The sequence below is a fragment of the Mucilaginibacter sabulilitoris genome, assembly GCF_034262375.1.
Classification (GTDB): domain Bacteria; phylum Bacteroidota; class Bacteroidia; order Sphingobacteriales; family Sphingobacteriaceae; genus Mucilaginibacter; species Mucilaginibacter sabulilitoris.
Genome location: NZ_CP139558.1, coordinates 6,902,808 through 6,915,275, shown reverse-complemented (window position 1 = coordinate 6,915,275; position 12,468 = coordinate 6,902,808). Strand labels below are relative to the sequence as shown.

8 protein-coding genes are annotated in these 12,468 nt (G+C 45.0%); 5 read left to right on the top strand and 3 right to left on the bottom strand.

Annotation, left to right across the window (positions count from 1 at the left end):
- Positions 1 to 101 precede the first annotated feature (101 nt).
- From hutI to SNE25_RS29175, 4 genes are all read left to right on the top strand, one after another.
- Complete coding sequence (hutI, locus tag SNE25_RS29190; RefSeq protein WP_321562534.1) at positions 102 to 1,337, top strand: imidazolonepropionase; 1,236 nt, start codon at positions 102 to 104, stop codon at positions 1,335 to 1,337.
- Positions 1,338 to 1,393: 56 nt separating this feature from the next.
- A complete protein-coding gene (ftcD, locus tag SNE25_RS29185; protein WP_321562533.1) occupies positions 1,394 to 3,085 on the top strand; it encodes a glutamate formimidoyltransferase in 1,692 nt (563 codons plus the stop codon).
- 269 nt (positions 3,086 to 3,354) lie between these two features.
- The gene (locus tag SNE25_RS29180; protein WP_321562532.1) at positions 3,355 to 4,653 is read left to right on the top strand and encodes an IS110 family RNA-guided transposase; all 1,299 of its coding nucleotides are present in this window, start codon (positions 3,355 to 3,357) and stop codon (positions 4,651 to 4,653) included.
- 151 nt (positions 4,654 to 4,804) lie between these two features.
- The gene (locus tag SNE25_RS29175; protein WP_321566266.1) at positions 4,805 to 6,331 is read left to right on the top strand and encodes an IS1182 family transposase; all 1,527 of its coding nucleotides are present in this window, start codon (positions 4,805 to 4,807) and stop codon (positions 6,329 to 6,331) included.
- A 177-nt stretch (positions 6,332 to 6,508) separates the two neighbouring features.
- On the opposite strand, the gene nagB is transcribed toward SNE25_RS29175, so the two are convergent.
- The 3 genes from nagB to SNE25_RS29160 form a co-directional block, all read right to left on the bottom strand.
- On the bottom strand, positions 6,509 to 8,431 hold the full coding sequence (nagB, locus tag SNE25_RS29170; protein WP_321562531.1) for a glucosamine-6-phosphate deaminase: 1,923 nt from the start codon (positions 8,429 to 8,431) through the stop codon (positions 6,509 to 6,511).
- A gap of 641 nt (positions 8,432 to 9,072) precedes the next feature.
- Entirely contained in the window at positions 9,073 to 9,879 is an 807-nt protein-coding gene (locus tag SNE25_RS29165) for a phytanoyl-CoA dioxygenase family protein (protein WP_321562530.1), read from the bottom strand.
- 278 nt (positions 9,880 to 10,157) lie between these two features.
- Complete coding sequence (locus SNE25_RS29160) at positions 10,158 to 10,937, bottom strand: SDR family NAD(P)-dependent oxidoreductase (protein WP_321562529.1); 780 nt, start codon at positions 10,935 to 10,937, stop codon at positions 10,158 to 10,160.
- Positions 10,938 to 11,208: 271 nt separating this feature from the next.
- On the opposite strand from SNE25_RS29160, the gene SNE25_RS29155 reads away from it, so the two are divergent.
- Positions 11,209 to 12,417, top strand: coding sequence for a hypothetical protein (locus tag SNE25_RS29155; RefSeq protein ID WP_321562528.1), 1,209 nt, complete (start codon positions 11,209 to 11,211; stop codon positions 12,415 to 12,417).
- The last annotated feature ends 51 nt before the right edge of the window (positions 12,418 to 12,468 follow it).

The window sequence follows — 12,468 nt, the reverse complement described above, 5'->3', positions numbered from 1 at the left end:
TTAGTACTGTCATCCTGAACCTGTCGAAGGATTGCGCGCAGAAGCCTGCCCACCATGCTTCGACAAGCTCAGCATGACAGCCATTGAAATATACATGCAAAATGAAAAAACTGATAGGTCCGTTCACACAAATACTGCCGCTTACAGAACTCTCGTTAAAGGGCGCTTTGAAGGATGAACAATTACATATCATCCCGCAGGGAGGGGTATTGGTTGAGGACGGACTGATTGCCGCTGTGGGGGATTTTGAGCAACTAAGATCAGCAAACCCATCGGCCCAAATAGAAGAAATAACCGGTGATCATGTAGTGTTGCCTGGCTTTGTCGACTGCCATACCCACATCTGTTTCGCAGGCAGCCGGGCAAAGGATTATGCGCTGCGTACTGCGGGTAAAACCTACCTGGAAATCGCCAAAGCCGGCGGCGGTATCTGGGATTCGGTTACCCAAACCCGTGCTGCTGATGAGGCCACGCTAACAGAGCTGCTATTAAAACGCATACAACGTCATTTGGCCGAAGGGGTAACTACTATCGAAATTAAAAGTGGCTACGGGTTAAGCATTGATGCTGAACTAAAACAGCTAAAGGCCATCAAAGCAGCGGCAGATAAAACCCATACCACTCTCATCCCCACCTGCCTTGCCGCACACATGCTGCCTAAAGATTTTAATGGTATGCACCAGGAATATCTGAACCATATTTTACAAAATTTGCTGCCGGTTATTAAACAACAGCGCCTTGCAAACCGTGTGGATATATTTGTTGAAGAGAGCGCTTTCAATACGAGTGATGCCTTAAATTACCTCGCCAAAGCCAAACAGATGGGTTTTGAGGTAACGGTTCATGCCGATCAATTCACTACAGGGGGCAGCGAAACGGCTATCAAAGCAAGGGCTGTTTCTGCCGATCACCTGGAGGCCAGTACCGATTATGAAATAAATATGCTGGCAAAATCAGACACAGTTGCTGTAACTTTATCCGGTGCGTCGTTGGGTTTGGGCATGGTTTACGCGCCTGCCCGTAAATTGCTGGATGCCGGAGCCTGCCTCGCCATTGCCAGCGACTGGAACCCCGGCTCGGCCCCGATGGGCGATTTATTGATGCAGGCCGCAGTAATGGCTGCATCCGAAAAGCTGTGCGCTGCTGAGGTATTTGCAGGTTTAACCTTCAGGGCCGCATCGGCACTAAAACTAAATGACCGCGGTATCCTGACCAAAGGTAAACTTGCAGATATGCAGGCCTACCCATGCGATGATTACCGCGAAATATTATACCAGCAAGGGAAACTGAAGCCGGATAAGGTGTGGACGACCGCTGATTTATTAAGATTATTATGATTTCGCTGATTATATCTTGTTACCCAAAACCAATGAACAAATAAACTACTGAACCAATGAGCCAACAACTAATAGAATGCGTACCCAATTTTAGCGAAGGAGTAAACCTTGATGTCATTAAACAGATCGCCAATGAAGTGGAATCTGTAGAAGGTGTTCGCCTGCTGAATGTCGATCCCGGTAAGGCCACTAACCGCACTGTTGTAACATTTGTGGGAGAGCCCAAAAGGGTTATTGAAGCCGCTTTTCGCGCAATAAAAAAAGCCGGTGAACTAATTGATATGAGCAAGCAAAAAGGTGAGCATCCGCGGATGGGTGCAACAGATGTTTGTCCGCTGATACCGATCAGTAATATCAGTATGGAAGAAACCGCTGAATATGCGCGCCAGTTGGCTAAACGGGTTGGGGAAGAATTGCAGATCCCGGTTTATTTATACGAGCGGGCCCAGCCCAACAAAAGCCGCAGCAATTTGTCGGTGATCAGAGCAGGAGAGTATGAAGGGTTTTTTAAGAAGATTAAACTGCCGGAATGGGCGCCAGATTTTGGTCCGGCCGAAAATGATGCAAAGCGCGGTGCCACAGTTATTGGTGCACGTGATTTCCTGGTAGCTTATAATGTAAACCTCAATACTACATCAACCCGCAGGGCCAACGCTATTGCCTTTGATGTACGCGAAGCGGGCCGTACCCTGCGTGAGGGCGATCCGGCGACCGGAAAAATTGTTACCGATGAAAATGGCAAAGCTAAAACAATACCGGGTTCATTAAAGGCGGTAAAGGCTATTGGCTGGTATATTGAAGAATACGGCGTGGCACAAATATCCATGAACCTTACCAATATTGAAGTAACCCCGGTACATAAAGCGTTCGATGAAGTTTGCGCCAAAGCCAACGAGCGTGGCATCCGCGTAACCGGCAGTGAACTGGTAGGTTTGATCCCGCTTAAGGCTATGCTTGATGCGGGTAAATATTTTCTGCGTAAGCAGCAACGATCTGTAGGCGTAAGCGAAAAAGAACTTATCAAAATCGCCATCAAATCAATGGGACTGGATGAGCTTGGGCCATTTATTCCGGAGGAGCGTATTATTGAATATTTATTAAAAGATAAAGCCACCAGCAAACTGGTAAGCATGAGCCTCACCGATTTTGCCGATGAAACAGCCAGCGAAAGTCCTGCGCCGGGCGGGGGTTCAATCTCTGCTTATGTAGGTGCATTGGGCGCTTCATTGGCCGGTATGGTGGCTAATCTGAGTTCGCACAAAAAAGGTTGGGATAGCCGTTGGGAAGAATTTAGTACCTGGGCCGAAAAGGCACAGGGTTATAAAGATGAGCTGCTTGGTTTGGTTGATCTGGATACCCTGGCGTTTAATCGTATCATGGAATCTTTTAGCCTGCCAAAATCTACCGATGAGGAGAAATCCACAAGGGACAAGGCCATTCAGGAGGCCACTAAATACGCTATCGAAATCCCTTTCAAGGTGATGCAGGCCGCGTTAAACAGCATGGAAGTAATTAAAGCGATGGTTGAAATTGGCAACCCTAATTCTGTGACCGATGCTGGTGTAGCGGCACTCTGTGCCCGAACCGCTGTACTTGGTGCCTTTATGAATGTAAAGGTCAACGCTTCGGGATATAAGGACAAAGATTTTGTAGTAGATATTATTTACAAGGGCAATGAAATTGAACGCAAGGTTATTGCGTTGGAAACGGAAATCATTGAACTGGTGAACGGGAGAATAGGATTGTAAGCCCCAACCCCTAAAGGGGAGATAAACAAAAGCTGTGTGTCATTCTGAGTGATTAAATCCTTGGCCTCTGAAGGAGAAATGACATAGCTTTGCTGAGCCGTGCAGTGTGTCCGATCAAGTTATAGTGCTTATTGCCTGTTGCTGAGTATGGTTCTGAAGCATAGAGTCTGAAGGTATGGTACGATCCTTACAAGAGTGATTTGTCCGATGGGTAGCCTGTCTTTTCTTTAAACTCCTTCGGGCACGGCTTCTTAAAAAAGATTATAAGGATGGAAAAGATGCATTTTCATGCAGCGGGCATAGATATAGGCGCCCGTAAGCTATTCGTGGGGCTTGAAAGTCAGCCGGTTCGTTCGTTTGAAACTTTCACCAGTGATCTGGTATCACTTAAGCATTATTTATTGGAGCATAAAGTAAGTACGGTAGCCATGGAAGCGACAGGAGTTTACTGGTATGTGCTTTATGATATTCTTTTGGATGCGGGATTAGATGTGTGGCTTGTTGACGGTCGGCAGACACGGCAGTTACCAGGCAGAAAAACAGATGTAAAGGATTGCCAGTGGATACAGCAGTTGCATAGCTATGGTTTACTGAACCGCTGTTATGTTTCAGAGGGGCATATCAAAGAATTGCGTAGTTATCAGCGTCTTCGGGAGGATCACCTTCGGAGTGCGGCCATGCATGTTCAACACATGCAGAAGGCACTGATAGAAATGAATATCCGTTTGCCGGAGGTATTAAGCCAGGTCCATGGAGTAAGCGGCATGGCGTTGATCGATGCGATACTGCAGGGTGAGCGTGATCCTGATAAGTTGTTTTCACTGTGCCATAAAAAGATCAGGGAGAATAAAGGAGAAGAACTATTGAAGGCCTTGCAGGGCCATTATACAGCCCAGGGGCTTTTTGCCTTGGGTCAGGCCTATAAGGGCTATGGTTTTTATCAGGGTCAGATACAGGAATGCGACAGTCAGATTGATCGTGTTTTACAGCGGATCAACAGGGACAAGAGCCTACCGCCGGGAATAAGCGGCGGGAAACGCAAAGCGATCCGTCACAACCAACCTAATATCGATAATCTGGGGGATCACTTGTTGAAGATATTTGATGGTAAAGACGCGACCAAACTCCCGGGTATTACAGATTACAACTGGTTACAGTTATACACAGAGGTAGGTTCGGATCTTAGCCGATGGCCAAGTGAAAAACATTTCACCAGTTGGCTTGGTTTATCGCCGGGGCATGACCGTTCAGGAAAGAAAAACAAAAGTAAAAGCAAGGGTAAGCCGACCGTTGGGCAAATATTCAAACAGATGGCCCATGGATTATTGAACAGCAAGTATATCGGCTGGGGTTCATTTGCAAGAAGATTAAGGGGTAGAAAAGGCCCCGCGATAGCTATTAAAGCTACAGCCAGAAAACTGGCTGCTCAATACTGGCGTTTAATCGTAAAAGGCGCCGACTTTGTAGAGAAGGGCCTTCACTCGTATGAGAACATTCTTAAAGAACAGAAACAAAGGCGATTAGAAAGACTCGCCCTTGAATTAAATATGAAACTTGTGCCTGCTTAAATTATTATGTCATGGGTAGGAACGAAGAATCTGTTAAGCGACTTCATGTTTGTGAATAGATCCTTCGTTCCTCAGGATGACAAATTGGTGAAAACAAAAGGAGCCGTCTCATAAGTCAAATATGGGGCGGTTTTTTGTGTATCTTAAAGGCATGGGAGGCAAGGTAGTCTTTAAGGAATATGATCCGGACCAGTTAACGTTTTTACCGTATAAACTGGAAGAATTGGTACCGGCGGGTCATCCGGTACGGATAGTTAAACAGGTGGTTGACGCGGTCGATGTCAAGCCACTCAACCGGAAGTACAAAGGCGGCGGCGCGTCGAGTTTTCATCCCCGGCTGATGCTGAAACTGCTGGTTTATGGTTATCTGACCAATACGTATTCATCACGTAAACTGGAAGACCAGGCGGCACAGAACGTTCACTTCATGTGGTTATTGGGCATGAAAAAGCCCGACCACAATACCATCAACCGTTTTCGCAGTGAAAAGCTATCAGGGGTACTAAAGCAGATATTCTCACAGATCGTTCTTTTATTACAACAGGAAGGAATTGTATCATTGAAGGAGGCCGTTTTCACTGATGGCACCAAGATCGAATCGGTGGCGAACAAGTACACTTTTGTATGGGGTAAAAGCATAAAGAACAGTAAAGAGAAGATGAAAGCCCAGCTTGATGAGTTATGGGGCTATGCGCAAAGTATTGCTGCTGAAGAACTCAAAGACACCGCACCGCTGGAATACAGCGAGATCAACCCTGAGAAAGTGAAAGAAACGATCTCAAAGATCAACGCGGCATTGGAGGATAAGGAAGACGTGGCGGGGAAAGTAAAACAAAAGCTGAACTATGCAAAAAAGCATTGGCCGGAGAACCTGGCCAAATATGATGAACAGGAAAAGTTATTGGCTGGGCGTAACAGTATGTCAAAGACGGACCCGGATGCCACGTTCATGCGGATGAAAGAAGACCATATGCTGAATGGGCAACTCAAGCCTGCTTATAACCTGCAGATCTCCACCCAAGAGCAGTTCATTCTCAATTACACGCTGCACCAGACCCCGACCGATTACCAAACGCTACCATCACATATCGAACAGTACGAATCCCTTTATAAAGAACAGCCAAAAGCCGTCGTTGCCGATGCAGGTTACGGCTCGGACGAGAACTATGGTGTGCTGCAGCAAAAAGGTATTGAAGCTTATATCAAATACAATACGTTCGACAAGGAACAAAAAGAAGGTATCAAAGCATTCAGTAACGATAGTCTGCATTATAACGAAGCGGATAACTATCTAACCTGCCCGATGGGCCAGCGCATGCACCATGTTGGCGACGGTCAGCGGATAACTTCTTCAGGTTTTCTGCAGTTGATCAGCCGCTATCAGGCGCAGAACTGTGAAGGCTGTCCGATGCGGGGCGTATGCCACCAAAACCCCGGCAACCGGATCGTCGAGATCAACCACAGTCTGAGAAAACATAAACAGGCAGCGACGGAAAGATTGAATACAGAACAGGGCATCAAATACCGAAAACGAAGACCCGCCGATGTGGAACCGGTATTCGCACAACTGAAGCACAATCATGGTTTCAGACGATTCCTGTTGAAAGGAATGTCCAAAACAGAGGTAGAAATAGGGTTATTATCCATCGCTCATAACCTCAGAAAATGGAAAGCCTGAGAAAAAGGCTTTTATCTCCCCAAAGACAGCTGAACCAATCCAAAAAACAGAACAAACCAACACAGTCCGCCTTCCCTAATAGCTTATCTAAATCGCTCTAAATAAAAAAACCGCCTCATAATTGACTTATGAGACGGCTTCTTTTACGTACAACGCATTACGTACAACGTATAACTTTTAAAACCGATATCTTACAAACGCTTCCATGGCCTCATATTCAGCGAGGCCAAGGCGGTCATAGCGCTGAGCGGTGTCACGGGTACGGTCCTCGGCGCGCACCCAGAACTCACGGGCATCATCACCCGGGAACACGGGACGATCCTTTTGCGACTGGTGCTTGAAGATGGCATTGCGCTTGCGGATGACCTCCTGGGGAGATAAAGGCACGGCCATCTCAATCTCATAAGTTTCAAACTCATGCCATGCCCCGCGGTACATCCAGAGCCAGCAATCCTCCACCCAGGCCTCCTTGCCCTTCAGACGGTCCAAAGCAGCCAGGATAATTTTAAAGCATACCAAATGCGTGCCGTTCGGATCAGCAAAATCACCGGCCGCAAAGATCTGCTGGGGTTTCACCTGTTGCAGCAGTTCGATGGTCAGCAGGATATCCTCCTCGCCCACGGCATTCTTTTTGGTTTTACCCGTTTCGTAAAAAGGCAGGGCCATAAAATGGATATGGTCATCATGCAACCCCGCGTAACGGGCCCCCGAGATGGCCTCGGTCTTGCGGATAAACCCTTTCACGTTGCGGATCTCCTGGGTATCGATCTGGTTGGGCTGTTTCTGCGGGAAGAAAGCCCTCATTTCCTCGTATAGTTTTTTTAGGTGACCGGTGTCCTCACCAATGCTGTTGGTAAAGTCAATGGCAAACTCCATGTACCGCAATACATCATCATCCCACACGGCGGTATTGCCCGAAGTCTGGTAAGCCACATGTACATCATGTCCTTGATCCACCAAACGGATAAACGTACCCCCCATGGAGATCACATCATCATCCGGGTGTGGAGAAAAGATGATGGAACGCTTCTTGGCTGGTAAAGCCCTTTCCGGGCGCTGCGAATCATCCGCATCGGGCTTGCCACCCGGCCATCCGGTAATGGTATGCTGTATCTTATTAAAAATATCAATGTTGATATTGTACACCGGCCCCTGCTCTACGGCTAACTGCGCCATACCATGGTTGTTGTAATCCTCCTCGGTGAGCTTCAGTACCGGCTTGCCGATGGTATCGGCCAGCCAGATCACGGCTTTCTTCTTTAAAACCTTGTCATCCCAGGAACAGTCTTTTACTAACCATGGCGTATCAAAGCGGGTGAGCTCGGAAGCGGCGGCCTCATCCAGTACAAACTCCACGTTATCGGACAGCTGCAGGTAAGTAGCCGGAACATCGCCCGACATTTCGCCCTCCACGGCTTTCTTGATGATAGGGGCCTTCTTTTTGCTCCAGGCCATCAGGATGATCTCGCGGGCCTTGAAGATGGTGCCGATACCCATGGTGATGGCCTTGGTAGGCACATTGGCCTTACCGCCAAAATCACGGGAAGCATCATTGCGGGTCAAATCATCCAAAGTCACCAGGCGGGTACCCGAATTGGGTGCAGAGCCCGGCTCGTTGAACCCGATGTGACCGGTACGGCCGATCCCTAAGATCTGGAGGTCGAGGCCGCCGAGAGCTTCGATCTTGTGCTCATATTCGAGGCAGAAAGCCGCCACGGCATCCTGTTCCAGGGTACCATCGGGTATGTGCACATTAGCCTTATCAATATCCACATGGCTGAACAGGTTCTCGTACATGAAGGTGACATAGCTTTGGGCCGCATCGGGCTTCATGGGATAATACTCATCGAGGTTGAAAGTGATCACATCCCGAAAAGACAAGCCCTCTTGTTGATGCAACCGCACCAGTTCGGCATACACGCCAATGGGGGTAACGCCGGTAGCCAAACCTAAAACGGCTTTTTGTCCCTTGCTTTGTTTGCTGCGGATCAAAGCAGCAATCCTTGCGGCCACCGCCACGGATGCCACCTGCTGGTTATCATAAACGCTTACCGGCAGCTTCTCGTACCGGGTCTCTTCCAATAAATTTAATCGGGCCATAATTTTCTAAGAACCTGTGTTTTATACTATATGTTGAATTAAAAAGATCACTATACAAAAAACCCCCACCGAGGCGAGGATTTTTATCAAACCAATTAACAAAACCTTTTCGATCTCACCGACATGAGATTAAAGTAAATTCCGTTGAATAATATGTTGTACATTATTGTTACAAACTTAATAAAACTTAAATTCAATTTAAAGCACTTTTTAAATTTTTTTAATAAGTAAATATATTTTTATGAAACTGTTAATTTAAAGGGCTATCAATAAAAAAGAGCTCCTGATGGGCAGGAACTCTGATTTTAACCAATTATAAAACATAAATATGAGAGAGGAGAGATGCAGGGGATGGAGTCGAACCATCCTCGTGCTGCCGAACCAGCGCCTGCGACACAGTTATAAAATGAACCACCATTTACAAACCATCTGCTGCAAATATAATATTAATCTATTAAATCCATCTATTTAGTAGATTAAAATAATGAGTTTTTTCATATTATTTATTTAACCTTAAATACGCACGAATGCAGCGCGTCTGCCTTTATAATAATATTTAAACCGAATAAACATTTTTTGTATCGGAGCAAGTTTTCCTGTACGTGCCAAATAGCTGAATAATAAAAGTATAAGCATCTTATTTATTTAACTAAGCCGGCAAATTTTTGATAAAACACAGTAGGGCTATCAGCGTCTTTGGGTGCATACTTACCCGCAATTATAGGAATGTATATTACCCTACGCCTGCTGGCCTCACCAATTACCGTCGATTGTGCTACACGGTGCCAAAGGCGACCATCGTGTATAGTAAGATCGCCGGCCTGGGGGGTAATGGCCAGTTCGTTTTCATCGGCATCATTATCTAAAAAGTATTTCTTTTTAAACAGCATTTGGTAAAGACCCTGTTTGTGGGTGCCGGGTAGTATGCGCAGTCCTCCATTTTCTGGTTTCAGGGTGCTCAGGTGTATACCCACATTAAGCATTGGGTTTAGTTTCTGGCCATGAAAAATATCGCGCAAACCATCGGTGTGCCAGCCCATTTTGGTAAAGCTACTATTTTCGCTGTTTACATAATGGTTAAACACCATACCGTCTTTTTCATCGGTTCCCAGTCTTGCCCCTGAGCCAATGAGGTCAAGTAAAGTATTAAAGCGCGGATCCTGGATAAACTCTGAAAACACCGGGTGATGCTGGTTAATGAACGCGAACCTTTGTACTATGCGTTCGCCGTTTAAATCCTTACCATATTTAATAGGTACGCCATTAACCTTGGCCACCTCGTTCTTGATCCATTTGTCCTGAACCTGCTCCGATGCTTTGGTGATAGCGCTAACGGTTTCGGGTGTTATGAAGTTTTTAAAGTGAATAAAACCATGCTCGTTAAAAAACTGATGTTGTTCGGCGGTAAGCTTATTGCCTAAAATAAATTTTTTATATGCAGTACTCATTTGAAGAATTATAAACAGTAAATAATGATTGAGAGCAGCCCGGCTATGCTATAGCGGGTAATTGTATTTGCAGAAATGCTTTGGAGTAATAAAATATCAACAACAACAAACCATCACCTTTTTAGGGAAAGGCATTCGCATCAGTGCGCTATTGGTATGTATGTGAGTTGTCAATTATTTAATTATATATATTCTATAGATTTAATAGACAATACAAATGTAGTAAATGATTTTGAAAAACAAATAATTATGAAAAATATTTTATGGAGGGTGAAAATCTATTTGCTTTTATACAGATCGCCACCTATTTTCTCAATAAGCGCTTTAGGCAAATGTCGCGCGGCACCTACAGAAAGCTTATTTAAAAAGCCGGGAATAATCTCAGCTTTTTTATTAAACATGCCTTTAAGCCCAAGGGCTGCTACCTCCGCAGGTTGCATATTGAACTTGGCAGCAAGGTCGGCCAGCGCGTCCAGACCGGCACGATGTGCAAAGCCTGTATCGGTTGGTCCGGGGCTCAGGCAGCTCACAGATACTGTTGAATCTTTCAGTTCGTAACGTAATGCCCGGCTAAATGATAATACAAAAGCCTTTGTTGCCGAGTATACTGCCAGCGTTGGTACCGCCTGGTAAGCGGCGGTACTGCATACATTTAAAATATAGGCTTGTGGCTGTTGTTTTAGTTCGCTTATAAAAAGGTGAGTAAGCTTTATTAATGCATTTATATTCAGGCAGATCATGTTTAGCTGTCCGTTTATATCCACACTTTCAAAATTACCCCAAATGCCATACCCCGCATTATTAACCAGTATGGACACGGGGTATGAATTCTCGGTACTCCATTGACGTACTTTTTGAGCGGCATCATTCGTAGAAAGGTCAACAGCCAACCAGTTTGCCTGTACTTTATAAAGCGCGGTAATTTCCTGGGCCAGCGCTTTTAGCTCGTCTTCGGCACGGGCAACCAGTAAAACCGGGTACCCTTTTTTGGCAAGTAACATTGCTATGGAACGGCCTATGCCTTTGCTTGCCCCGGTAATTAAAGCGTAAGTATTCATGAATTAAAATGAGTGATGAACAAGTGTACAAATTTCTTTGAATAAATAACTACTAAATTTGTAGACTATTTTTTATATGTTTGTATTAATATGATTTCATTTGCTGTCCATACCTTTAATACTGCCTGTAACGTTAAGTGTTGTAGTAATGGGTTTATTATAAAGGCAACGACATAAAAAAATGCAGATCAATATTTGTTGTTGAGCCTTTCAGTATTTTGAGGGGCTTTTTGTTTTAATAACCATTTTGCTCAACCAAACCCACAATTAAATGAACGCATTATTACGATGGATAGGTTATAGCACTATTATATCGCTATCGTTTCAGTTACCGCTTTATGCCCAGGAGCAGCCTGTTGTTAAGTATGCATCCGGGCAAACAGATTCGGCAAGGCTACGCAACGTTTCTATTACCGCAAATAATTTTGAAAAGGCCGGTATTCCTGCTGATAACGAGGCTAATGCCGACGCGTTTGATGAAGATGTCTATTTTGAAAAGGTAGCCGATCTTGATGCTGACGGAAAAAAACACGCGATTAAACCTGTTGTAAACCTTTTTAAAGAAGGCAGGTATAAAAGCGTAACAACTGAAAAGAAACGGAGCCACAAATTTTATTTCCATCTGGCCAATATATTTGCCCGGCTTAAAATGTACCCTCTTGCCATGAAGTGTTACTTTAAAACATTGCAGAGCGATGGGAACAATGATATTCATATAACAGATACCGTAACGCTGAGCAACTATTATAATACGCCGCCTCAGGATACCTCAATAGCATTGCTAAATACCCGTACAGACACCTCGGTAAACCGTTTGCTGACTATTAATAATCGTGATGAACAGATACTATTAACTGCCGATACTAATAACTATGCTTATACTGGTCATGAAATAAAATCAAAGCCCGAAGAGGTATGTAATATTACCGATCCCTTTGATGATGGTAAAAAGGCGATGGCTTATGCACTGCTGATCCATATATCGCAGCCCGTTTCCGGCAAGCGAAAAATTTTTGTGAAGCTGAGTAAGGTGGGGCACACCTTCATAACGTTGATTAAGTATAATGCCGATTCTACATCGGTATCAAGATCGTTTGGTTTTTATCCCAAAAAAGATCATTTTTTGTCGGCCACGCCATTGTTCCCAACTACAAAATCGGTTTTCAAAGATGATGAGCTGCATGGCTGGGACGAAACCGTTGGCAAGTTCATATCCGAAAGAAAGTTTAGAAAAATATTACAGGTGATAAAGGATTACGATCAGAAAAAGTATAACCTCAATAAAAATAACTGTACCGATTTTGGACTAAACCTGGCGGGCACCGCCGGGATAAAAATTACAGATACAAGTGGCAGCTGGCCATTCGGGCATGGCAATAACCCCGCAAGTGCCGGTCAAAGTGTGCTGGAAGGCAAAGTGTTAAATATCGATAGCAATTATAACCTGTTTATCTGTAATGATCTTGACCTGAAACCCTGAGCGGCTGTTAACAAAATATAAAATGTGTAAAACTGCCCCTCCGCACATCCA